Source organism: Agrobacterium sp. 22-223-1 (assembly GCF_053522385.1).
In genome coordinates, this window is record NZ_JBNWCN010000001.1 from 1672782 (window position 1) to 1695208 (window position 22427).

The 22427-nt window shown below is 61.7% G+C and carries 20 protein-coding genes; 6 read left to right on the forward strand and 14 right to left on the reverse strand.

Translation table 11 applies throughout. The annotated features are described in order from the left end of the window. Positions 1 to 110: 110 nt before the first annotated feature. Genes ACQZ60_RS08285 through mobB form a run of 4 tightly spaced genes read left to right on the forward strand, consistent with a single transcriptional unit; the run spans position 111 to position 3415 of the window. Positions 111 to 1079, forward strand: a complete 969-nt coding sequence (locus tag ACQZ60_RS08285; protein WP_035260165.1) for a DMT family transporter — start codon at positions 111 to 113, stop codon at positions 1077 to 1079. A gap of 1 nt (position 1080) precedes the next feature. Continuing rightward, entirely contained in the window at positions 1081 to 2280 is a 1200-nt protein-coding gene (locus tag ACQZ60_RS08290; RefSeq protein WP_020809125.1) for a multidrug effflux MFS transporter, read from the forward strand. Continuing rightward, the gene (gene mobA, locus ACQZ60_RS08295) at positions 2277 to 2903 is read left to right on the forward strand and encodes a molybdenum cofactor guanylyltransferase MobA (RefSeq protein ID WP_448735047.1); all 627 of its coding nucleotides are present in this window, start codon (positions 2277 to 2279) and stop codon (positions 2901 to 2903) included. Before ACQZ60_RS08290 ends, mobA begins: the two co-directional genes overlap by 4 nt. Then, positions 2900 to 3415 carry a molybdopterin-guanine dinucleotide biosynthesis protein B gene (mobB, locus tag ACQZ60_RS08300; RefSeq protein ID WP_448735048.1) on the forward strand — a complete coding sequence of 172 codons (516 nt, stop codon included), beginning with the start codon at positions 2900 to 2902 and terminating at the stop codon, positions 3413 to 3415. The genes mobA and mobB overlap by 4 nt, the downstream gene beginning before the upstream one ends. Positions 3416 to 3702: 287 nt before the next feature. Here mobB and ACQZ60_RS08305 read toward each other — a convergent pair whose 3' ends face one another. The 13 genes from ACQZ60_RS08305 to ACQZ60_RS08365 all read right to left on the reverse strand — a co-directional run bounded on the left by ACQZ60_RS08305 (position 3703) and on the right by ACQZ60_RS08365 (position 19703). Beyond that, the gene (locus tag ACQZ60_RS08305) at positions 3703 to 5268 is read right to left on the reverse strand and encodes a LysM peptidoglycan-binding domain-containing M23 family metallopeptidase (protein WP_003522732.1); all 1566 of its coding nucleotides are present in this window, start codon (positions 5266 to 5268) and stop codon (positions 3703 to 3705) included. A 345-nt stretch (positions 5269 to 5613) separates the two neighbouring features. Next, on the reverse strand, positions 5614 to 6267 hold the full coding sequence (locus ACQZ60_RS08310; RefSeq protein ID WP_003522731.1) for a protein-L-isoaspartate(D-aspartate) O-methyltransferase: 654 nt from the start codon (positions 6265 to 6267) through the stop codon (positions 5614 to 5616). Next, positions 6264 to 7034 carry a 5'/3'-nucleotidase SurE gene (surE, locus tag ACQZ60_RS08315; protein WP_020811580.1) on the reverse strand — a complete coding sequence of 257 codons (771 nt, stop codon included), beginning with the start codon at positions 7032 to 7034 and terminating at the stop codon, positions 6264 to 6266. Before surE ends, ACQZ60_RS08310 begins: the two co-directional genes overlap by 4 nt. Before the next feature lie 205 nt (positions 7035 to 7239). Beyond that, on the reverse strand, positions 7240 to 8523 hold the full coding sequence (serS, locus tag ACQZ60_RS08320; protein ID WP_448735049.1) for a serine--tRNA ligase: 1284 nt from the start codon (positions 8521 to 8523) through the stop codon (positions 7240 to 7242). A gap of 101 nt (positions 8524 to 8624) precedes the next feature. Then, complete coding sequence (gene tatC / locus ACQZ60_RS08325) at positions 8625 to 9428, reverse strand: twin-arginine translocase subunit TatC (protein WP_003522727.1); 804 nt, start codon at positions 9426 to 9428, stop codon at positions 8625 to 8627. Then, positions 9425 to 10183: a Sec-independent protein translocase protein TatB gene (gene tatB, locus ACQZ60_RS08330; protein WP_448735050.1), complete on the reverse strand. Its 759-nt coding sequence runs from the start codon at positions 10181 to 10183 to the stop codon at positions 9425 to 9427. Before tatB ends, tatC begins: the two co-directional genes overlap by 4 nt. Positions 10184 to 10340: 157 nt before the next feature. Further along, positions 10341 to 10547 carry a twin-arginine translocase TatA/TatE family subunit gene (locus ACQZ60_RS08335; protein ID WP_003509722.1) on the reverse strand — a complete coding sequence of 69 codons (207 nt, stop codon included), beginning with the start codon at positions 10545 to 10547 and terminating at the stop codon, positions 10341 to 10343. A 128-nt stretch (positions 10548 to 10675) separates the two neighbouring features. After that, the gene (gene scpB, locus ACQZ60_RS08340; RefSeq protein ID WP_121490267.1) at positions 10676 to 11410 is read right to left on the reverse strand and encodes an SMC-Scp complex subunit ScpB; all 735 of its coding nucleotides are present in this window, start codon (positions 11408 to 11410) and stop codon (positions 10676 to 10678) included. Continuing rightward, positions 11400 to 12248 (reverse strand): segregation and condensation protein A, encoded by an 849-nt coding sequence (locus tag ACQZ60_RS08345; protein ID WP_003522723.1) that lies wholly within the window; start codon positions 12246 to 12248, stop codon positions 11400 to 11402. Before ACQZ60_RS08345 ends, scpB begins: the two co-directional genes overlap by 11 nt. A 58-nt stretch (positions 12249 to 12306) precedes the next feature. Further along, positions 12307 to 13323 carry a beta-N-acetylhexosaminidase gene (nagZ, locus tag ACQZ60_RS08350; protein ID WP_448735051.1) on the reverse strand — a complete coding sequence of 339 codons (1017 nt, stop codon included), beginning with the start codon at positions 13321 to 13323 and terminating at the stop codon, positions 12307 to 12309. Positions 13324 to 13583: 260 nt separating this feature from the next. Continuing rightward, positions 13584 to 16586, reverse strand: coding sequence for an SPOR domain-containing protein (locus ACQZ60_RS08355; protein WP_448735052.1), 3003 nt, complete (start codon positions 16584 to 16586; stop codon positions 13584 to 13586). 66 nt (positions 16587 to 16652) lie between these two features. Further along, positions 16653 to 18410: an arginine--tRNA ligase gene (gene argS / locus ACQZ60_RS08360; RefSeq protein WP_003522720.1), complete on the reverse strand. Its 1758-nt coding sequence runs from the start codon at positions 18408 to 18410 to the stop codon at positions 16653 to 16655. A gap of 75 nt (positions 18411 to 18485) precedes the next feature. Beyond that, positions 18486 to 19703, reverse strand: a complete 1218-nt coding sequence (locus ACQZ60_RS08365; RefSeq protein WP_059760463.1) for a deoxyguanosinetriphosphate triphosphohydrolase — start codon at positions 19701 to 19703, stop codon at positions 18486 to 18488. 215 nt (positions 19704 to 19918) lie between these two features. On the opposite strand from ACQZ60_RS08365, the gene erpA reads away from it, so the two are divergent. Together erpA and xth are read left to right on the forward strand one after the other, a co-directional pair. Next, positions 19919 to 20251, forward strand: a complete 333-nt coding sequence (erpA, locus tag ACQZ60_RS08370; protein WP_020811519.1) for an iron-sulfur cluster insertion protein ErpA — start codon at positions 19919 to 19921, stop codon at positions 20249 to 20251. Positions 20252 to 20562: 311 nt separating this feature from the next. Beyond that, positions 20563 to 21360: an exodeoxyribonuclease III gene (gene xth / locus ACQZ60_RS08375; protein WP_020811520.1), complete on the forward strand. Its 798-nt coding sequence runs from the start codon at positions 20563 to 20565 to the stop codon at positions 21358 to 21360. Between the two features lie 90 nt (positions 21361 to 21450). Here the strand turns inward: xth and exoR are convergent, their stop codons facing one another. After that, on the reverse strand, positions 21451 to 22245 hold the full coding sequence (gene exoR / locus ACQZ60_RS08380; protein WP_003509731.1) for an exopolysaccharide production regulator ExoR: 795 nt from the start codon (positions 22243 to 22245) through the stop codon (positions 21451 to 21453). Positions 22246 to 22427 lie beyond the last annotated feature (182 nt).

Below are 22427 nucleotides of genomic sequence, written 5' to 3' on the forward strand. Positions count from 1 at the left end.
CCGTGCCACGTCTCTTTACATGGAGGAATGCGCGGTCACGCCGGAAAGGCGGCCCAAATCGCCCCGAAAGGGCGGGCGGGAAAACCGCGCATGGTCTGGGATATTTTGGAATGGCATTGACGGACAATACGCGCGGCGCCCTGTTGATGGCGCTCGCCATGGCAAGCTTCACGGCCAACGACGCTCTGACGAAATCCGTCACCCCCTATATCAACACCGGCCAGATCATGTTCGTCCGCGGCATCATGACGGTGGTGCTGATCTACATCGCCGCCCGCCATTTCGGCGCGCTCCGGCCGCTGAAAACCCTCATGCGCCCCATCATCATCCTGCGCTGTCTCTGCGAGGTGACTGCAGCCGTGCTCTATCTGACGGCGCTCGGCCTCATCGAATTTTCCAATGCCTCGGCCATATTGCAGTCCCTGCCCCTGGTGGTGACGCTGGGTGCGGCGCTGTTCCTGCGCGAACCCGTGGGCTGGCGGCGCTGGGTAGCGATCATCGTCGGCTTTATCGGCGTGCTCGTCATCATCAGACCCGGCCCGGAAGGCTTCACGCCGGGTGCGCTTCTGGTCGTCGCATCGCTCGCCGTCACTGCTGCGCGCGATCTGCTGACCCGGAAAATGTATGCCGATGTGCCCTCGCTCGCCATCACCGTCATCACCGCCTTCGTCAACATGGCGGTGGGCGGCCTGCTGATCGTGCCCTTCGGCGGCTGGCAACCGATGAACTTCATGATCGTATCGCATCTGGCCGCTTCGGCCATTCTGGTGCTGGTCGGCTATCAGGCGATCATACTGTCGATGAGATCAGGCGAAATCTCCTTCGTCGCGCCGTTCCGTTATACCGGCCTGCTCTGGGGTTTCATGATCGGCGTGTTCTTCTTCAACGAAAAGATCGACAATTACACCATCATCGGCGCCATGATCGTCATCGGCTCGGGCCTTTATACCTTCTACCGCGAAAGCCTGCGCAAGCGCTCGCAGATGGCCAAGCGCGCAGCCGCCACACCCACCGCCGCGACCACGGTACGGCCGGCTTCCGTAACGAAAACTGCCGTTACGGAAGAGGCGGGAGAATGACATGAACAGCGGCCGTTTTCTGGACAGAACCACCCCGCCCCACATCATCACGCTGGTCGTCATCGCCGGCGTTGCGGCGCTGTGCATGAATGTGTTCCTGCCCTCGCTTGCGGCCATGGCGGTTTATTTCGAGACCGACTACGCGGTGATGCAATTTGCCGTTTCGGGTTATCTTGCCGCCACCGCCTGCCTGCAGCTCATCATCGGCCCGCTTTCCGATCTCTTCGGACGCCGCCCGGTCATGCTGGCCAGCATCGCCATCATGATCGTCGCAACGCTCGTCTGCATGCTGGCGCCCAACATCACCGTCTTCATGATCGGGCGCGTTGCGCAGGCGGCCGTCGTTTCCGGCTTCGTGCTGGCGCGCGCCATCGTGCGCGACATGGTGCCGATGGAACAGGCGGCCTCGATGATCGGCTACGTGACCATGGGCATGTCCGTGGTGCCGATGGTGGGGCCGACGGTTGGCGGCCTGCTTAACGACATATCCGGCTGGCAATCGAGCTTCGCCCTCCTCTCCCTGCTCGGCGTCGGCATTCTGGTGCTCGCCTGGTTCGATCTCGGCGAAACCAACCACAATAAGTCGGCTAGTTTTTCACAGCAGTTCCACGCCTGGCCGGAACTGCTGCGCTCGCCGCTGTTCTGGGGTTATGCGCTGACCTCGACCTTCTCATCGGGCATGTTCTTTTCCTTCCTCGGCGGCGCGCCTTTCGTCGGCAGCGTGCTTTATGGGCTTGCGCCGGCCATGCTCGGCCTGCAATTCTTCTTCATGGCCAGCGGTTACATGCTCGGCAACTTCATCTCCGGCCGTTATGCCAGCGAAATCGGCATTACCCGCATGATGCTGTCGGGCAATGTCATCGCCATTGCAGGCATCGCCACGACCATGATGCTGATCTCCGCCGGGGCGGAAAGCGCCTATGCGTTTTTCGTGCCGCTTGCCTTGATCGGCGTCGGCAACGGCGTGACACTGCCAAGCGCCAATGCCGGCATGGTCAGCGTCCAGCCGCATCTGGCCGGCTCCGCCTCCGGCCTCGGCGGCGCGATGACCATCGGCGGCGGCGCAGCGCTCTCGGTGCTCGCCTCCTCGGTCCTGTCCAGGGAGGACGGAACCTGGCCGCTTCTTCTGGTGATGCTGGCGACCGGCCTTGTCGCCCTCCTCACCACCTATGTCGTAAGGCTGCAGGAAAAGCGGGAATGACGGCCCCTTTCGAAATACCCGGTCTCGTGCTTGCCGGCGGGCTTTCGCGGCGCATGGGCAGCAACAAGGCGATGGTGCAATTGGGCGATGCGCCCCTCATCTCCCATGTCATCAGCCGCATCACGCCGCAGGTCTCAGATGTCACCATCAATGCGGCCAATGGCTGGGCGGAGAGTTTCGGCCTGCCGCTGCTGCCCGATACGCTGAACGGCCATGCCGGGCCGCTCGCGGGTATTCTGGCCGGCATGCGCCATTTCCAGCACCGCGGGGATGCGGCGAGCCACTTCCTGACGGCGCCCGCCGACAGCCCGTTTTTCCCGGACGATCTCGCGGCGCGGCTTTACGAACACCTGTCGGACAATGCGATCGTCATCGCCGCCTCCAGCGGCCAGCTTCACCCGGTTTTTGCGCTGTGGCCGCTGGCACTGGCCGACGATCTCGAGGCGTGGCTGAAGAACGATGCGAACCGGCGCATCCGCGCCTATCTCGCCCGCCATGTCACCATCGGCGTGGCCTTCCCGCCGCTGGAAACGGCAAAGGGCAGCCTCGATCCGTTCTTCAACATCAACACGCCGGATGAACTGGCGCTGGCGCGCAGCTATCTGGAGAACCTGCAATCATGACGGAACAAAAGGTCTTCGGCATCGCCGGTTGGAAGAACTCGGGCAAGACCGGCCTTGCGGTCCGTATCGTCACCGAGCTGACGGCGCGCGGCTACCGTGTCTCCACCATCAAGCACGCCCATCATGATTTCGATATCGACAAGGTCGGCGCGGATAGCTGGCGTCACCGCCAGGCCGGCGCACATGAGGTCACCATCGTTTCAGGCACCCGCTTCGCCATCATGCATGAATTGCGCGGCGAACCGGAACCCTCCTTCGAGGATATTCTCGCCCGCCTCGCCCCCTGCGATCTGGTGCTGATCGAAGGCTATAAATACGAGCCGGTGCCGAAGATCGAAGCACGCCGGCTGGAGGCCGCCAAGACCGAACCGCTTGCCCCGCTCGATCCGCATATCATCGCCATTGCCGCCGACCACGCGGTGACGGACACGGCGCTGCCGGTTTTCGATCTCGACGATACCGGCGCCATTGCCGATTTCATCGAGAGGACGGTTGGGTTAGTGAGGGCGTAAACAGGCGTCGGAACGGAGCGGCGCGGCGCCCAGGCCACCTCCCCACTTCCGTCATACCGGCCCTGAGCCGGTATCCAGCCAGCCCAAGTCCTTGGGCTGAAAGGACCCTCTCGCCGCGCCGACGCGCTGGATGCCGGCTCAGGTCCGGCATGACGGAGGAGAAGTGCCGTCAAGCCGAAACCCACAACGCCTGCCGCAACGACGACGCAAGCTCCCGTGATCCCCCACCCCAAAAATGAAAAAGCCGGGCTCTTCACCCGGCTTCATCATTCCTTGAGACGCAATACCTATTCAAGGAAACTGGAGGGGTTCACCGGCGTCGCATCCTTGCGAACTTCGAAGTGAACCTGCGGACGCTTGGCGCTGCCGGTCATGCCCGATGTGGCGATGGTCTGGCCGCGCTGAACCTTCTGGCCGCGCTGCACATCGAGATTGGCGGCGTTGCCGTAAACGGTGACCTTACCGTCGTCATGGCGAACGAGAACCGTGTTGCCGAGCTGCTTCAGGCCGTTGCCCGCATAGATGACCACGCCGTTTTCGGCGGCCTTGATCGGCGTGCCCTCGGGAACGGAGATGTTGATGCCATCGTTGCGGCTGCCTTCGACATTGTCGCCGAAATTGTTGATGACCGCGCCGCGAACCGGCCAGCGATATTTGCCGATGCCCGTGGATTCCGGTGCGACGGAAGCCATGTCGGCCTTTTTCTCGATGTCGCTGACACTGGCGGTGGCCGGTGTGGCAGGCGCAGTCGGAGCCGCGGCAGCAGCCGGCGCCTTGTAGGGCTCAGGCTTGGCCGATGCGGTTTCGACCGGCTTGGCCGCTTCCTTGGCGGGAACGGAAGCCGTCTTGATGGCATCCGTCGAAGCGCCGGGCATATTGAGCGTCTGGCCGACGCGGATGCTTTCGTTGCTGAGACCGTTTGCCGCCTTGAGGGCAGCGACCGACACGCCGTTTTCACGGGCGATCTTCGCCAGGCTGTCGCCGGGCTGAACCTTGTAACCACCGGTCGGCGGCAGCGGCTTGCCGCCAGGAGGCGTCAGCTTGCCGGTTTCGGAGGAAACCTTGTCACGGGCCGCGGCCTGCGACGGCAGCACGGCCACGTTCCCTTCAGGACTACGCAGCGGTGTCGGCTGGTCGCCATTGCGGTTGAGAGCGATATCGCCGGCCGCGTCCTTGGCGGCATTGCGGACCTGACCGAACTTCGGAATGAGGATCGACTGGCCGGCCTGCGCCGAGGATGCGGTCTTCAGACCGTTGACGCGCAGCAGTTCCTTTTCCGGAACGCCGTAGCGGTTGGAGAGGGTCGCGATGCTTTCGCCGGGACGCAGGGTCACGGAGGAAGCGCCATCGGTGTGCCAGCCGTTCTTGTCGGAACGAACGGTTGCGGTCGTCAGATTGTCGGCAACGGGAGCGGCAGCCTGCCGGGCGGGCGCAGCAAGAGACGGCGCGGCCTTGGGCTGAGCGGACGGGAAAGGCTGGGCCATGGCTTCGTTGCGGGTCGACGGATCGCGGCTTGCCACCGCCGTCGGCGCCGACAGCTCGGAACGCTGCACCGGAGAGGCCGAAGCCGAACGGGCCGTGGAAGGTTGAACGCCGCCATACCCCCCCGACTGCGGATAGGAATTGCCCGCCATGTTCTGGTTGGCATAACCGCCCTGCGGTGCGGCAGAGGCGTAACCGCCATTCATGTCGCCCTGCGGAACCGGGGCCTGCCCGTAAGCACCGCCGCCCTGACGGGCAGGAATTGACGCCGTGGTCATCTGATCCGGTCCACTGGAAAAGAGGCCGCTGAACCGCGTTGCATCCGAGCTACAGCCCGTTGCGACGCTTGCCAGCAATGCCGCTGCGAACATTTTTGCGACTGATTTTCCGATTTTAGACGAATGTCTCATACGCATGACTCGATCTACACTGACGCCAACCCGCCGCATCGAGACCGATCCGGCACAAATTTCACTTCTTGCAAGGCCCATTTCCCGAGGTGGGGAAAACCATGCGTCGATGTTTATGATTAAAGCGCGTTAGTGTTACCACGCCGTTAAAACGTTAAGCCGTTCAGCCCTTTTTTGACACTTCGATAACCATGACGAAAACCGGATGCGTCATGTTGATACAATAATGATATTGAAAATCAGATAGTTGCGGCAATTCAGAACATTAGGAGACAAAAATAGAATGTCGCCAAAATTTTCATTTTGTCACAAATGACGCGCAATATGAGTGCTGAGCGGCAGGTAAGGCGCCTCGAACAGCTCTTCCTTCTCGAAGCGGCTGCCGGTCTTGGAGAAGCGCGTCATCACGCAACGCTCGTCTTCGAGAATGATCGGCGCGATCATCATGCCGCCCGAAACGATCTGCTCGGCAAAGAAGCGGGGCATGGTGGTGAAGGCGGCGGTGGAGACGATGCGGTCGAAGGTGCCCTCGCCCACGAGGCCGTTGCTGCCATCCGCCTGACGGATGACGACATTGCGGATGGAGAGATCGTCGAGACAGTTCTGCGCCTGCTGCACCAGCGTCTTGTAACGCTCCAGCGAAAAGACGCGCTCCACCCGGCGCGCGATGATCGCGGTCATGAAACCGCTGCCCGTGCCGATCTCCAGCACGCGCTGGCCGGGTTTCAGCTGCAGCCGGGCAAGGATCTTCACCGCCATGTCGGCGCCTTCCATGAAGGCGCCGCAGTCGATCGGAATCGTGCGGCTGGAATAGGCGTCCGCCGCAAATTGCGGCGGCACGAATTTGGAGCGTGGCGTCTGCTCGACCGCCGTCAGAAGGTCAAGATCGGAAATCCCCTCGCCCCTTAAGCGGAGAACGAGAGCGGCAAAACCTTCCTTTTCGACCATTGCGGATTTCAATCGGCGACTCCGAATCCAAGTGCTTGCGCAACCCGATCCTTCACCGTGTAGTCCGTCAGGTCAAGCTTAAGCGGTGTGACGGAAATCTTGCCATGTTTCAAAGCGTGGATATCGGTGCCTTCGCGGAAGGTGCCGAGACGTTCGCCGAAGCGCAGCCAGTAATAGGGAAAACCGCGGCCATCCTGACGTTCTTCCACCGTCAGGCCGAAATCGAGCTTGCCCTGCCCGGTCACGGAAACGCCCTGCACATCCTTGGGCGCGCAATTGGGGAAATTCAGATTGAGGAACGTGCCATCGGGCAGATCGACATTCATCAGCTTGCGCAAAAGATCCGGCGCATAGGTTTCGGCGACTTCCCACGGCACGACGCGGCCATCGGCGTGGCTGAAGGCCTGGCTGAGCGCAAAGGAGCGCACGCCCTGCAGCGTGCCTTCGATGGCGCCGGCAATGGTGCCGGAATAGGTCACGTCATCGGCCATGTTGGCGCCGGCATTGACACCGGAGAGCACGAGATCCGGCTTTTCCGGCAGCACTTCGCGAATGCCCATGATGACGCAATCGGTCGGCGTGCCGCGCAGCGCGAAATGCTTGTCGGAAACTTTTCGCAGACGCAGCGGTTCGGACAGGGTCAGCGAGTGCGCGAGACCGCTCTGGTCGGTCTCCGGTGCGACGATCCAGACATCGTCGGACAGCGTGCGGGCGATACGCTCCAGCACGGCCAGACCCTCGGCGTGAATACCGTCGTCATTCGTCAGCAAAATCCGCATATTTTCCTCCGCTGCTGTATCCCACTATGAGGACACAATGATTTCTCTCACAGAAGCCCCCCACGACCGTCATTCCGGCCTTGAGCCGGAATCCAGTCGACGCGCGTCTGCGCGGCGGGAAGAGTCTTTTTCAGCCCAAGGACTTGGGCTGGCTGGATTCCGGCTCAAGGCCGGAATGACGGCCGCGCCTTTAGCAGACGAACAATCAGGCCGCCTTCTCGATGCGCTTCAGACCGCCCATATAGGGCAGCAGCACGTCTGGAATTGTGACGGAACCGTCCTCGTTCAGATAATTTTCGAGAACCGCAATCAGGCAGCGGCCGACAGCCGTGCCGGAGCCGTTCAGCGTGTGTACGAACTTCGTCGCCTTGTCGTCCTTGCCGCGATAGCGCGCATTCATGCGCCGCGCCTGGAAATCGCCGCAGACCGAGCAGGACGAAATTTCGCGATAGGTGTTCTGGCCGGGCAGCCACACTTCCAAATCGTAGGTCTTGCGGGCGCTGAAGCCCATGTCGCCGGTGCAGAGCGTCATGGTGCGGAAATGCAGGCCAAGGCGCTTCAGCACCTCTTCGGCGCAGGCCGTCATGCGCTCATGTTCGGCAACGGCGCTTTCCGCATCGGTAATGGAGACGAGTTCGCATTTCCAGAACTGGTGCTGGCGCAGCATGCCGCGCGTGTCGCGACCGGCCGAGCCCGCTTCCGAACGGAAGGACGGCGTCAGCGCCGTGAAGCGCAGCGGCAGCTTCTCCTGGTCGAGAATTTCGCCGGAGACGAGGTTGGTCAGCGTCACTTCCGCCGTCGGGATCAGCCAGCGGCCATCCGTGGTCCTGAACAGGTCCTCGGTAAATTTCGGCAATTGGCCGGTGCCGAACATCGCCTCGTCGCGCACCATCAACGGCGAGGACACTTCGGTATAGCCATGTTCGCCGGTGTGCAGGTCGATCATGAACTGGCCGAGCGCCCGTTCCAGACGCGCGAGCTGGCTGGTCAGCACGGTGAAGCGCGCACCGGAAAGCTTGGCGGCGCGCTCGAAATCCATATAGCCGAGCGCTTCGCCGATATCGAAGTGTTCCCTGGCCTCATGGTTCCAGCCGGGCTTCTGGCCGACGACGCGGGCCACCACATTGTCATGCTCGTCATTGCCGTCGGGCACGTCGTCGAAGGGCATGTTGGGCAGACGCGACAGGGCATCGTTGAGCTCGGCGGTGACCTGACGGTCCTCCTCCTCCGCGCGCGGCATGTTGTCCTTGATGTCGGCGACTTCCGCCTTGAGTTTTTCGGCAAGCTCCATGTTCTTCTGCGCCATGGCGGCGCCGATTGCCTTGGAGGCGGCATTGCGCCAGGACTGCATGTCCTGCAGGGACTGGATGACGGAACGGCGCTTTTCATCGAGCGCGATCAGGCCGCTGGCGGCGGGCTCCGCGCCACGGCGTGCAAGCGCCGCATCGAAAGCTTCGGGGTTTTCGCGTATCCATTTAATGTCGTGCATCGTCGTTCCAGACCGTTGTTGCATCGTCGCGTTTTACAGCAAAACGCCGGGCATGAGCCCGGCGCGAGGAAATGTCGTGAGCGGCAAGACCTTCAAGAATGTCAGGTCTCCTCCAGCTCCGTGCTTTTGGATTCCGCCGCACGTTTCCTCTCCACGAGTCGAGCCATGTAGATGGAAATCTCGTAGAGAATGATCGCAGGCAGCGCAAGACCGATCTGGGACATGGGATCCGGCGGCGTCAGCACGGCGGCGACCACGAAGGCGAGGACGATCGCGAACTTGCGCTTTTCCCGCAGCCAGTCGCTGGTCAAAAGCCCAACGCGCGCCAGAAGCGTGGTGACCACGGGCAACTGGAACACCAGACCGAAGGAGAGAACCAGCGTCATGATGAGGCTGAGATATTCCGACACCTTCGGCATCAGCGAAATCGCCACCTCGCCATCCTCGGGCAATTGCTGCATGGCGAGGAAGAACCACATGACCATGGGCGTGAAGAAGAAATAGACGAGCGCCGCACCGATGAGGAAAAGGATCGGCGACGCGATGAGGAACGGCAGGAAAGCCGCCCGTTCGTTCTTGTAGAGACCGGGCGCCACGAATTTATAGAGCTGCGAGGCGACCACCGGAAACGAGATCACCATCGCGCCGAACATGGCGACCTTGATCTGCGTGAAGAAGAATTCCTGCGGCGCGGTATAGATCAGCGACGATTTCGTGACATCGAGGCCCGCCCAGAGAACCGCCCATTTGTAAGGAATGACGAGCAGGTTGAACAGGTGCTTGGCAACGGCGAAACAGGCGATGAAGGCGACGAAGAACGCGCCGAGCGCCCAGATCAGCCGCGTGCGCAACTCCATGAGATGCTCGATAAGCGGCTGCGGCTTGTCCTCGATATCCCCGCTCATGCTTCATCCTTTTTGGGCTTTGCGGCCTTGGTTTTTGCCGGCTTGGTCTCGGCCACGACCGCCTTGTCTGCGGCAGGCTTTCTGACGGCCGCCTTTTTGGCGACGGTCTTCCCAGTGGGATTGGAAACAGCGGGCTTCGAAACGGCGGGCTCACTGGTTTTCGCGGCGGTTTTCGTCGCCGGAGCGGTTTCGGGCGTTGCCGCCGCGGCCTTGCTGCGGGCGGCGCGTTTGGGCTTGGCGGCAACCGCTTCGGCCTCCACGGTCGCAATCGATTTCGCCCGCGCGCGCTTCGGCTTCTCCTCCGCAGCGACGGCTGCGGCAACCGGCGCGGCCGATGCGGCGACAGCAGGCGGCGCATCCGGCAGTTTCATCTCCGGCTCGGGCACGCTCACCAGCGGCGCAACCGGCTCGCTTGTGACGGGCGCTGGGGTGGAAGACAGGCCGTCCGGCGGGGTGGTCGCCTTCTGCAGATCGGACTTGATCTCATTGCCAAGCTGGCGAAGCGGGTTCATCGCATCGCGCAGCGAGTTGGTGGGGTTGAGATTGCGGACATCGGAGATGGTCTGGCGCACATCGTCCATGTCGGCCTCTTTGAGGGCCTCGTCGAACTGGGTGCGGAAATCCCCCGCCATCTTGCGAAGGCCGGCCATCGTCTTGCCGAAAGCGCGGATCATGGGCGGCAAGTCCTTCGGCCCGACGACCACGATCAATACGACCGCAATCACCAGAAGCTCGCTCCAGCCGATATCTAACATCAATATGCTCCCGAGACCCTAGCGCATCGGCCCGAAAAATCGGAATCGATTTTCGACCGGAACGATGCGCAACATACAAGTGGTAGAGCGTCCTTGTGCGTCCGAAAGAACGCACGGCGCTCTAGCGCCAGTCCCACACCAAGCGGCGACAGGCCGCTTACTTGATCTCGTCAGCCTTGTGGTCGACGGTCTTCGTGTTGGCATCGGCCGGCGGCGGCGTCTGGTCTTCGTCAGCCATGCCCTTCTTGAAGCTCTTGATGCCCTTTGCGACATCGCCCATCAATTCCGGGATCTTGCCGCGTCCGAAGAGGACGAGAACGATCACCAGCACGATGAGCCAATGCCACACACTAAAAGAACCCATAACTGAAACTCCTGAATTTCGCTTTCAGACGATGTAAGACGTTTGAAAGGCTTTTTCAAACGACAAATCGCCGCTTCGACAGCGAGTGCGCATAAAGTTTTCGTGGCCCCGCCAACAGGATGGCGATATCAGTCGTCGCCATCGCCGCCGCCCGGCGCAAGCAGGCCCAGTTCCTCGAGATCGAGCTGCGTGATCGGGTCTTCGTCCTCACGCAATTCGTCGCTCATCATTGGCAGAGGAACGCCGAAATTGGAGGGAATGCGGCCCGAAAGCAGCCCTGCCCCCTTAAGCTCCTCGAGGCCCGGCAGATCGCGCAATTCCTCAAGGCCGAAATGGTCGAGAAACTCCACCGTGGTGCCGATCGTCACCGGCCTGCCGGGTGTGCGCCTGCGGCCACGGAACCTGACCCAGCCCGCCTCCATCAGCACATCGAGCGTGCCGCGAGAGGTCTGCACGCCGCGGATTTCCTCGATTTCGGCGCGTGTCACCGGTTGATGATATGCGATAATCGCCAGAACTTCCAGCGCCGCGCGCGACAGCTTCTTCGGCTCCTTTTCCTCGGCGCGGATGACGAAGGAGAGATCGCCGGCGGTGCGGAAGGCCCATTGCCCGCCCACCTGCACGAGATTGACGCCCCGCTCCGCATAAAGAACCTTGAGATGCTGCAGAATGGCGACGACATCCATGCCGCGCGGCAGGCGCTCGGCGATGAAAGCCACGGAAACCGGCTCGGACGAGGCAAAGACCAGGGCCTCGGCGATCCGCTCGGCCTCCCTCAGCTGGCGCTCGGAAAATACCGCGGGTTCGGGCTCGGCCCCTTCGGCCGCGATGGTGGCCTCGGCGGTCTCGTCGTCATTCATCATTGTCAGTCCTTTCGGCATTCACCGCACGGTCGTCTCGTCCACCCTTACGCATATAAATGGGCTGGAAAGCGCCCTCCTGCCGGATTTGCAGCGAGCCCTCGCGCACCAGCTCCAGCGAAGCGGCAAACGCGCTGGCAATCGCCGTCACCCGCATGGCGGGATCGGGCACATATTGCAGCAGATACTGATCGAGCACGGTCCATTCTCCGACATCGCCGAGGAGATGGGTCAGAAGCTCACGCGCCTCGACAAGCGACCAGACCTGCCGTTTTTCAATGGTGACCTGGGTAATCGCCTGCCGCTGCCGCAGATTGGCATAGGCGCTCAGGAGATCGTAGAGGTTCGCCTCATAGGCCGAGCGGTTGATATGGGGAATATGCTCCGGCGCGCCACGGGCAAAAACATCGCGGCCGAGCTGGGCGCGGTTGACGAGCCGTTCCGCCGCCTCGCGCATCGCTTCCAGGCGTTTCAGCCGGAAGGCGAGCGTCGCGGCCATTTCCTCGCCCGAGGGACCGTCATCCTTCGATTGCTGCGGAATGAGGAGCTTGGATTTGAGGAAGGCGAGCCACGCCGCCATGACGAGATAATCGGCCGCAAGCTCGATGCGCACACGGCGCGCGCTTTCCACGAATTGAAGATATTGTTCGGCAAGCGCCAGCACTGAAATGCGCGACAGATCGACCTTCTGCGTGCGGGCAAGATGCAGCAGCAGATCGAGCGGGCCTTCGAAACCCGCGACATCGATGACCAGCCCGGCCTCGCCCGTCAGCCGCTCCGGCGTCACATCCTGCCAGAGCTTGTCCATCGGTGTCGAATTGCGAGACTTGTCTGCGGCCATTGTTCCATCCGCCGGGCGTCCGGCCTGTCGTCCCGAGTAACGGGCCGCCGCCCGACTGTCAGGAAACGGCCCACATGGCGTTGAATTCGGCTCTCAGCTCCGCTTCGTCGGAAGGGTCCGCAACGGGGAAACCCGCTTCCACGGCCCGCACCCGCTCCAGCGAACGGCCGGAAAGAACGGGAACCTCCTTCACGACCTCAATCATTTCACCCATCACACCGTTGCAATGCAAGACTATATCGCAGCCGCCCGCAACAATATTCGCAGCTCTTTCACCGAGCGTGCCCTTCAGCGCATTCATGGAACTGTCGTCGGACATCAGCAGGCCGTCAAATCCGATCCGGCCGCGAATGATTTCCTCGATCACCTTCGGCGAGGTCGTCGCCGGTCGTTCGCGGTCGACGGCGTTGAACACCAGATGCGCGCTCATCGCCATCAATTCGCGGTTCAGCGCCCGAAACGGCACGAAATCATGGGCGTCCAGCTCATCGAGCGGCACATCGACGACCGGCAGTTCATGGTGCGAATCCACCATGCCGCGGCCATGGCCCGGCATATGTTTCATGACAGGCAGCATGCCGCCCGCCTTCAGCCCGTCGGCCGCCGCCTGCCCCATCTCGGCCACCATGGTCGGGGTATAGCCATAAGCGCGATTGCCGATGACATTGCTGGCGCCTTCCACCGGCACATCGAGCACCGGCAGGCAATCGACATTGATGCCGAATTTCATGAGGTCGAAAGCATGCAGGCGCGACATCAACCAAGCGGCGCGCAGACCCGCCCCCCGGTCGCGCTCATAGATTTCGCCGAGAATGCGGGCGTTCGGATAGGCCTGCAGGATCGGCGGCTTGATACGCTGCACGCGCCCGCCCTCCTGATCGATCAGCACCGGCGCATCTGGCCGCCCGACGGCATCGCGCATGGCGGCGACGAGATCGGTGATCTGCTGCGGCTCGCCAATGTTGCGCCCGAACAGGATGAAGCCCCACGGCTGCTCATCGCGGTAAAGGGCAATCTCGTCGGCAGTCAGCGAAAGCCCGCTGCATCCGAGGATCATAGCTTTGCAATCGGTCATGGTGTCACGCCTGTTACAGAATAGATGGGAAGAACTTTGCCTGCTCCTCGGCCAATGCCGGGGCGGCGACGTTTACCGTCCGTCATCCCGGCCTCCGAGCCGGGGTCCAGCGCGATCAAGTCCTTGATCGCGTAAGACTCGTTTCACGGCGCAGACGCGCCGTGGCTGGATGCCGGATCAAGTCCGGCATGACGGAGGTTAGGTGCTCCGTCACTGTCGTTAGACAACAGCGCCGGGGTACTACCCCCGGCGCGTCTCTATCACCGCGCCACGAGGCAGCTACCGCCGGCCGAGCGGAACTTTTCGCACAGCGCCACGGCTTCGTTCTTGTCACCCGCCGGGATGCGGACGCGGTAGAACGTGCCCTTGCCGGCGATTTCGGCGGCCTTGATGTCGACGCCGCGTCCACCGATGACCGAGCCGAACTTGGCCGACATGTTCTGGTAGGACTTCTGGGCTTCCGCCTGGCTCGGCAGCGAGGCGATCTGGATATAGTAGCCACCGGCGGAAGGCGTGCTGGTCGCTGCAGGCGTCGCGGCTGCCGTCTGCTGCTGCGCGGCCTGCGGCTGCGCCGGAGCGGTCGCGGGGCGGACATTGCCCTGATTGGTCACCGTTGCCACCACATTGGCGGGCTGCGAGGACGGACGCGCCGCAGGAAGCGGTGCTGCCGGCTTGGCAGCGGCGGCAGGCGTATTTGCCTGCGGCTGAGCCTGTTCCGGCGCGACCGGAACCCGCGATGCGGCGATGACGGCGGGAGCGCCCTCACCGGGCTTGGCGGTCTGCGGCGCTGCAAGCTCTTCGACCTTATCGGCCTTCGGCGGCTGGGCTGCCGGCACCTCGACTTCCTGGGCAACCAGCGTGCCGTCAGGCTTGACGATCATGGTGCGGACCTTGCGCGGCGAAACGCCGGTTGCAGCCGAACCTTCGGTCTGTGCGGCCTTTTCTTCCGGCGAAAGCAGGCGCGGATCCTCGGTCTCGCCAACCGGCGTGCCGGCGGCTTCCATATCCGCGTCGTTTTCGCCTTCCAGCGGCAACTGTTCGGGGATCAGCGTGCGCTGAACCACATCCACCGGCTGCTCGTTGCTGGAAATCAGCGCCGGCTGCTTCGGATCGGCAGCGCTGCCGCCGGCCACGCGGTCATAAACCGCCTTGTCCTGGTTCGGCACAACGCGACCGCCCGGATTTTCCGGAACGACCTTCATCGGATCGTTGTCGGCGGAAATGATGACCGGTGCGCCATTGGAACCGGTGCTGGACGAACCGCCGGAGACCAGCGCGTAAACGCCGCCACCGATCAGCACCAGACCGATTGCGGCGGCAACCGGCATGATCCAGCGGCGACCGCCGCGTTCATCTTCCTCACGATAGGCCGCCTGATGGTCGACATAGGTGTTTTCGGCATCGCGCGGGGCGCTGCCACGGGAAGCCGCAGCCTCCTGCATGGAGCGGCGGAAATCCTCTTCCAGCGCCCGTTCGAATTCGTCGGCCTCTTCCGGAGCCTGCACGGGACGCGCCTGGGCGGCGCCACGATTTTCCGCGTGCTTATGACGGTCGAGACCGCCGGCAACCGCAGGCGCAAACAGCGTCGCAAGCTCGGTATCGATATCGAGATCTTCCTCGTGGCGGCGCGCGGCCGGCTTGGGTTCGAAAACCCCGACCGGCAGTTCCGGCACGTCCATCTCGACGATGTTTTCCGGATGTTCTTCCGTCTCGCCGATCTGCGAAGGATCGAAAGGCAGGCTTTCCAGCGTCTGCGGCGCAACCGGCTGCGGTGCTGCGGCGGCCGGACGCGGCTGAACCGCAGCAGCGGCCACGGGTGCCACGGCGGCCGGGCGCGGCTGCGGCGCGGGCTGTTCCCTCACCGGCTGCGGCGCAACGGCAGCAGCGGCAACCGGAGCGGCCGGCGGCTGGCGAACGGGCTGCGGTGCGGGCGCAGGCGCAACTTCCGCCTCGGCGATTTCAGACAGGTCCAGATCAAGATCGAGATCGTCGAGCGCAAGCTCGAAATCATCATCGTTGAAGCCGGCGAAATCCGTGAAATCAAGCTCCTCAGCGGGTGCTGCGGGCGCGGCAGCGACAATCGGCGCTGCCTTCACCGGCGCGGCGGCAACCACGGGCGGCTCCACCTTCGCGGCCTGCGCAGCGGGAACATCCTGCACCAGCGGCGTTTCGCCACGACCGGGAATGGAATATTTCGCGACGTCGTAAATCAGCTCGTCCATCGGCGAGAGATGTTTCGCTGCCGGCTTCTCGGCAGCCTCGAACGCCAGAGGCTCTGCAGCAGGCGCAACAGTCTCGGCGAGCGGAGGCGTAAAGGACGGCGCGGTCTCTTCCGCCTGCACGACGGCAGGCGCGGCTTCGACCTGCGGCTCGATACGGGCTGCGGCAGGCTGCTGTTCGGAACGCGGCTCGACCCGCTTCGGATCGGCGGCAGAAACATCCCTACGCGCGCCGAAATTGGCGAGCGGCAGCCGCAGGCTGGAAAATTCCAGCGAGGAACGGCCGCCATGCGACGGCGGACGCACGGAAACCGGTGCGGGCGCTTCCTCGGCGACAGCTATTTCCACCTCATCGGCGAGATCGAAAGCCTGCGGCTCCGGCGCATAGGAATGACCATCGGCGTGAATGTTGCTCGAAACATCGGCCGGAAGCTCCGGCATCGTGTGCCATTCTGGCTCTACGCGTTCTGCGGCCTGCGGTTCTTCCCATGCCACCTGCTGGGCAGCGGGCTCGTAAACCATCGGCTCGGCGGGACGCGACTGGCGCGAATGCACATCGAAAACTTCCGCCACCGCGGAGGCATCGTCGCGGAAATCCGCGCGAATGTCCTGCGTGGTCGTTTCGACATAGTTGTGAATATAGGCCTGATCGACCTCGGGAAGTGGCTCTTCACTCACCTCCGGTGCGGATGCTGCCACGGGCGCGGGTTCATCCGCCGGCGCAAGCTCTGGCTCGCGGCGGGCGAAAACCGATTCGACACGCTGCATGAAATCGTTGGGGTGGATGCCCGCACGAACATCGTTTGCCGGATCAAGAACGACCGGATCGGCGTGCGGTGCGTCGTAAACCTCGAATTCCCTCAGAAGCTCATCTTCGAGATTGAATTCGGGCTCGCGGCGGGTCACCGATGGCGCAGCCTCGGAACCCGCATGCGAAGGACGATCTTCGAAGCCGACGATACGCGCCAGTTCTGCCAGAGGATCGTTGTCAGCGAACCCTTCGGACCGGGCGTCCCGGTTATACGCGACATTTTTTTCGACCATTACGTGTTCCACCATCTACGCATTGCAGCTCTTGCCAGCGTATTGTGAGCAAATAATGGTGATATGTTATCGCATTTCAGCAGGTGCGTCCGCTCCTAAAAGCGTAAGGCCGGACCTCAAAACATTTGCGACAGCATTCACCAGCCCAAGTCTGGCAATGCTCAATTCTCGGTTTTTATCGTTAATAAAACGTAATTCCGGCTGGTCTTTACCCTTGTTCCAGTGTCCATGGAAGGAACTGGCGAGATCATAGAGGTAAAAAGCAAGCCGGTGCGGCTCGTGCGAAAGGGCCGCCGATTCGATCAGGCGCGGATATTCCGCAAGCTTTGCAACCAGCTGCAACTCATTGATATCGCTAATCAAAGCAACAGAGGCCGCCATCTCCTCAGCCGAAGGAGAAAGCCCCGGAAACGCTTCCTGCGCCTGCCGGAAGATCGACATCGAGCGGGCATGCGCATATTGCACGTAAAAAACCGGATTATCCTTCGATTGTTCGGTCACTTTCGCGAAATCGAAGTCCAGCGGCTCGGAATTCTTCCGATAAAGCATCATGAATCGCACCGGATCGCGACCCACTTCGTCGACAACATCGCGCAACGTGACGAAATCGCCGGAGCGCTTAGACATCTTCACCGGCTCGCCGTCACGGAACAGCTTGACGAGCTGGCACAGAAGCACCGTCAGTTTCGACTTGCCTTCGGAGACGGCGCGCGCAACCGCTTCCAGCCGCTTCACGTAACCGCCATGGTCGGCGCCGAGCACATAGATCATCTCGGAAAAACCGCGGTCGAACTTGTTCTTGAAATAAGCAACGTCGGCGGCGAAATAGGTGTAGGAACCGTCCGACTTCATCAGCGCACGGTCCATGTCGTCGCCCACCTCGGTGGAGCGGAACAGCGTCTGTTCGCGGTCTTCCCAGTCTTCCGGCAATTCGCCCTTCGGCGGCGGCAGGGTGCCCTTGTAGACATGGCCCTTGAAGGTGAGATCGTTGATAGCCGAGAGGATCGGGCCGCCATTGCCCTCATGCAGCGTGCGCTCCGAGAAGAACACGTCGTGCCGGACGTTGAGCAGCGCCAGATCCTCGCGGATCATCGCCATCATCGCGTCGATCGCCTTGTCCTTGACGATTGGCATCCACTTTTCCTCGGGCATGGCGCGCAGCTTGATGCCATATTCATCCGCCAGCGCCTGACCGACGGGAACGAGATAGTCGCCGGGATAAAGACCGGACGGAATGGTGCCGATATCTTCGCCGAGCGCCTCGCGGTAACGCAGGAACACCGAACGGGCCAGCACATCGATCTGCGAGCCGGCATCGTTGATGTAATATTCCTTGGTGACGCCATAACCGGCAAAAGCGAGCAGGTTCGCCAGCGTGTCGCCGACGACGGCGCCACGGCAATGGCCGACATGCATCGGGCCTGTCGGATTGGCGGAAACATATTCGACGTTGATCTTCTGGCCCGCACCGATGGTGGAGCGGCCGAAATCGACGCCCTGCCCGATCATGTCGGCCAGCAGACGCTGCCAGTAACCGACGGAAACCTTGAGATTGATGAAGCCCGGACCGGCAACATTGACGCTGTCCACATCGCCATCGGCCTGAAGAGCCGGCACGATGAGTTCTGCCAGCGCGCGCGGATTGGTGCCGAGCGGCTTGGCCAGCACCATGGCGGCATTGGTTGCGACATCGCCGTGGCTGAGATCGCGCGGGGATTCGACGGTAATTCGACTGAAATCGACCTTTTCGCGGTTCTCTTTCACGAGATCGAGGGTCTCGAGCGCGTTTTTGATCCTGGTATCGAAATCGGCAAAAATGTTCATCGTTCCAACCTGCGCGAAGGGCTTCTGTTTATATCCGGCCTTTTAACCGGGTCGGCTTCGCGATCGCCCGCTGCCCTATCGCAAATCGGGGGTGTGGTCAAACAGCCGCTGGTGGGCGCGCAGTGCATAACTGTCGGTCATGCCGGCCAGATAGTCGCCCACATGCCGGGCTTTTGCGGCCACGCTCATGCCGGAAATGCTGTCCACCCAGTAGTGGCTCTGCATTTCCGCCGGCGTTTCCATATAACGGTGGAAAAGATCGGTGACGATCTGTGTCGCGCCGGCGCGGATGCGCATGATTTCCGGATGCCGGTAGATATGGCCGAACAGCAGTTTCTTGATCTGCCGGTCGGTCTCGGCCATTTCCGGCGAGAAGGTCGCAACGGTGAAATCGGCAGCGCGGATATCCGCCGCACTTTTCGGCTTCAGGCGGGCGAGATTCTGCTGCGCAACGCCGATCACATCTTCCACCATATGGGTGATCTGCCGGCGCATGATCTCATTGGCGAAGCGCTCCTTGTCGAGCACCGGATACTTCGCCCGCACCTCGGCCATCAGGCCGCCGAGGAACGGCACTTCCTCCAGCATCTCGAAGGTGAGATAACCGGCACGCAACCCGTCATCGATGTCGTGGGTATTATAGGCGATGTCATCGGCAATCGCCGCCACCTGCGCCTCGAGGCTGGCATAGCTGCCGATTTCCAGATCCTGCAGCTCGCAATATTCGAGGATGGGCAGCGGAACCGGTCCCTTGATCCCCTCGCCCTTGGCATTGACCAGCGGGCCATTGTGCTTGACCAGCCCTTCGAGCGTCTCCCAGGTCAGGTTGATGCCGTCATATTCGGCATAACGGCGCTCCAGCTTGGTGACGATGCGCAGCGACTGGGCGTTATGATCGAAGCCGCCATAGGGCAGCAGCACCGCATCCAGCGCATCCTCGCCGGTATGGCCGAAGGGCGTGTGACCGAAATCATGCACCAGCGCCACGCCTTCGGCCAGATCCTCATCGAGCTTCAGCGCGCGGGCGAGCGCCCGGGCGATCTGCGCCACCTCGATGGTGTGGGTGAGACGCGTACGATAATGGTCGCCGTCAGGGCTGATGAACACCTGCGTCTTATGCTTCAGGCGGCGAAAGGCCGTCGTGTGGACGATGCGGTCGCGGTCGCGCTGAAACTCCGAGCGCGTCAGGCTTCCGGTTTCGGGAAAAAGACGCCCGCGCGTGGTCCATGGATCCGAGGCGAAAACCGCCCTCTCGCCGCTTCCGAAACCCAATGCGCGCTGGTCTATGATCATGCATCCACCTGTTGTCTTCTCCAGCCGGGACTTCCTTTTGGTCTCGGCCATTGACCTTTTCATTCACCCTTCATACCTATCGCAGAGGTCGGCGCAAAGCATCATCGCCGCGTTGACCGTCTTCACACAGGCTATAGACCGGTAATTTGACCGGTTTATAATGGTGACAACGAGATTATTGCTCTCCGGTTCTTGACCCCGGCAGGAGAAACGACATGGAAAACAGCGACATTACCCTTTCTGAAGCTGCGGCGAAGCGAATCGCCCAGATCGTCGCGGCCGAAGCCGGCAAACAGGCGCTGCGCGTCTCGGTGGAAGGCGGCGGCTGCTCGGGCTTCTCCTACAAGTTCGATCTGGCCGAAGACAAAGCCGATGACGACATCGTGATTGCCCGCGGCGACGCCAAGGTGCTGATCGACAGCCTCTCGGTCGTCTATATGGCCGGCTCCGAAATCGACTTCGTCGACAATCTGCTCGGCCAGTCCTTCCAGATCAAGAACCCGAATGCGGTGGCAAGCTGCGGCTGTGGCACCAGCTTTTCTATTTGAGTGGGAAATACCGGCGTGCAATCCGCACGCCAGTCACCAAGCTTTGAAGTAACTCGCATCTCTCTTCTCTCCTCATTCCTGTGCTTGTCACAGGAATCCAGTCGACGCGCGTCTGCGCGGCGGGAAGAGTCCTTTCAGCCCAAAGACTTGGGCTGGCTGGATTCCTGTGACAAGCACAGGAATGAGGGAGGAAAAACGCAGCGACCCTGCCCGTCCGGCGTCTTTCCACCACATCCGCACCATCAATTTCCAAAAACGGTGGCAATCGCTTTTGCATCGGGTAAAAGTACCCTCGCAAAAGGGAAACTCCGATGAAGATTGCCACCTGGAACATCAACGGCGTCAAGGCGCGTATCGAAAACCTCTGCCAGTGGCTGAAGGATTCATCGCCCGATATCGTCTGCCTTCAGGAAATCAAATCGGTCGACGAGGGTTTTCCCCGGCTGGAGCTGGAGGCGCTCGGCTATCATGTCGAGACCCATGGCCAGAAGGGCTTCAACGGTGTCGCCCTGCTCTCGAAGGTCAAGCCCGACGAGGTCAATCGCGGCCTGCCGGGTGACGATGCCGATGAACAGGCGCGTTTCATCGAAGGCGTGTTTTCCGTCGATGGCGGCGCGATCCGCGTCTGCTCGCTTTACCTGCCGAACGGCAATCCGCCGGACGATCCAGTGAAATATCCCTACAAGCTTGCCTGGATGGAACGGCTGCGGCATTTTGCCGAAGATCGCCTCGCGCTCGAGGAGCCGCTGATCCTTGCGGGCGACTATAACGTCATTCCCGAACCCTTCGATTGCCACGACCCCCGTGTCTGGGAGGGCGACGCCCTGTTCCTGCCGAAAACACGCGCAGCCTTCCGCAGGCTGGAGAATCTGGGTTTCACCGATGCCGCGCGTGCGACGACGGATGAAGCAGGACTTTATTCCTTCTGGGATTATCAGGCCGGGGCATGGCCGAAAAACAATGGCATCCGCATCGATCATCTGATGCTGTCTGCCGAAGCTGCCGACAGGCTGCAATCCGTCAGCATCGAAAAACATGTGCGGGCCTGGGAAAAACCGTCCGACCATGTGCCGGTCTGCGGTTATTTCGATTTCAGTCCGATCGGCTGACAGACACCCTTCAGGCGGAAGAAGCCGCCTCGATCGCCATTCTCAATCCGGCCCATTCTCAATCCGGCCCGTTCTCAGTCCGGCCCGTTCTCAATCCGGATCGTTGAATTGCATGTTCTGCGCCATGGCGATGGCGGCGCGGCGATCGTTCTCACCGGCAAGCGAAAAAGCCTGTTCCTGCAGGTTCTGTATCCAGGTGCAGTCCGCCGCCGTGCATTTGTCGAGCGCCGCGGTCATGAAGGCCAGCCCCTGCGTCGTCTGGCCTTCCTGGAAGATCAGGTTGCCGAAAATCGACATGGCGCCGGCATGGCCGTGCTTGCGGGCCTGGTTGAGCCACTTCTTGGCCTGCTGCACATCGGCGCGGCCGCCCTCGCCGGCGAGAATCATCTCCGCCAGACGGAACTGCGCCTCAGCGACGCCAAAGGTGGAAGCAACCTGGAAATAAAGCTGGCGAGCCTGCGACAGGTCCATCTTTACCGGGCTGCCGGGAATGCCGTGACGGTAATAATCGGCAAGGGAAAGCAGCGCATTGACGAAAAAGCCGGTATCTTCCGAACCCGGCTCCACGCCCTGATTGGCGATTTCGCTGTAGATCTTGAAAGCTTCGAAGTCGTTCTTGGCGACGCCATCGCCATAGGCATACATATTGGCAAGCGCCCAGCGCGAGCCGGTATGGCCCTTTTCAGCCGCGTAGCGATAGGCCTCGACGGCTTCGCCCTTGTTGCCGTTCTTGTAGGCCTTGAAGCCGAACTTGAACAGGTCGAAGGGGCCGGATTCCTTGGTCACGCCCGCATTGATGTCAAAAGCCGCAGCAGGCATTGCGAGCGACGCAAGCAACATGCCCATGAGGAGCGGCTTTAAAACGTTGGCTTCACATTTCAGCATTTCAGCGAACTTCTCTTAACTCTTCCCGGCATATAGCCAATACTTGCGGAATACTGCAAAGCCGAACCCCGCCGGGTCGCGATTTTTCGAACACACTGCGTCTTTCCGGCAGCACTTTCCAGCGCACCACCGGTGGTCTTTTGCGGCAATTGCCCTAATTTTCCAGTGAGACAGATATAGGC

Excerpts from the sequence above, each read along its gene's own strand:
- xth (WP_020811520.1), top strand. The coding sequence starts at position 20,563 with ATGAAGATTGCCACCTGGAACATCAACGGCGTCAAGGCGCGTATCGAA.
- scpB (WP_121490267.1), bottom strand. The coding sequence starts at position 11,410 with ATGATGAATGACGACGAGACCGCCGAGGCCACCATCGCGGCCGAAGGG.
- erpA (WP_020811519.1), top strand. The coding sequence starts at position 19,919 with ATGGAAAACAGCGACATTACCCTTTCTGAAGCTGCGGCGAAGCGAATC.
- argS (WP_003522720.1), bottom strand. The coding sequence starts at position 18,410 with ATGAACATTTTTGCCGATTTCGATACCAGGATCAAAAACGCGCTCGAG.
- mobA (WP_448735047.1), top strand. The coding sequence starts at position 2,277 with ATGACGGCCCCTTTCGAAATACCCGGTCTCGTGCTTGCCGGCGGGCTT.
- serS (WP_448735049.1), bottom strand. The coding sequence starts at position 8,523 with ATGCACGACATTAAATGGATACGCGAAAACCCCGAAGCTTTCGATGCG.
- ACQZ60_RS08335 (WP_003509722.1), bottom strand. The coding sequence starts at position 10,547 with ATGGGTTCTTTTAGTGTGTGGCATTGGCTCATCGTGCTGGTGATCGTT.
- ACQZ60_RS08290 (WP_020809125.1), top strand. The coding sequence starts at position 1,081 with ATGAACAGCGGCCGTTTTCTGGACAGAACCACCCCGCCCCACATCATC.
- mobB (WP_448735048.1), top strand. The coding sequence starts at position 2,900 with ATGACGGAACAAAAGGTCTTCGGCATCGCCGGTTGGAAGAACTCGGGC.
- ACQZ60_RS08285 (WP_035260165.1), top strand. The coding sequence starts at position 111 with ATGGCATTGACGGACAATACGCGCGGCGCCCTGTTGATGGCGCTCGCC.
- ACQZ60_RS08355 (WP_448735052.1), bottom strand. The coding sequence starts at position 16,586 with ATGGTCGAAAAAAATGTCGCGTATAACCGGGACGCCCGGTCCGAAGGG.
- ACQZ60_RS08305 (WP_003522732.1), bottom strand. The coding sequence starts at position 5,268 with ATGTTCGCAGCGGCATTGCTGGCAAGCGTCGCAACGGGCTGTAGCTCG.
- ACQZ60_RS08345 (WP_003522723.1), bottom strand. The coding sequence starts at position 12,248 with ATGGCCGCAGACAAGTCTCGCAATTCGACACCGATGGACAAGCTCTGG.
- exoR (WP_003509731.1), bottom strand. The coding sequence starts at position 22,245 with ATGCTGAAATGTGAAGCCAACGTTTTAAAGCCGCTCCTCATGGGCATG.
- tatB (WP_448735050.1), bottom strand. The coding sequence starts at position 10,183 with ATGTTAGATATCGGCTGGAGCGAGCTTCTGGTGATTGCGGTCGTATTG.
- tatC (WP_003522727.1), bottom strand. The coding sequence starts at position 9,428 with ATGAGCGGGGATATCGAGGACAAGCCGCAGCCGCTTATCGAGCATCTC.
- nagZ (WP_448735051.1), bottom strand. The coding sequence starts at position 13,323 with ATGACCGATTGCAAAGCTATGATCCTCGGATGCAGCGGGCTTTCGCTG.
- ACQZ60_RS08365 (WP_059760463.1), bottom strand. The coding sequence starts at position 19,703 with ATGATCATAGACCAGCGCGCATTGGGTTTCGGAAGCGGCGAGAGGGCG.
- surE (WP_020811580.1), bottom strand. The coding sequence starts at position 7,034 with ATGCGGATTTTGCTGACGAATGACGACGGTATTCACGCCGAGGGTCTG.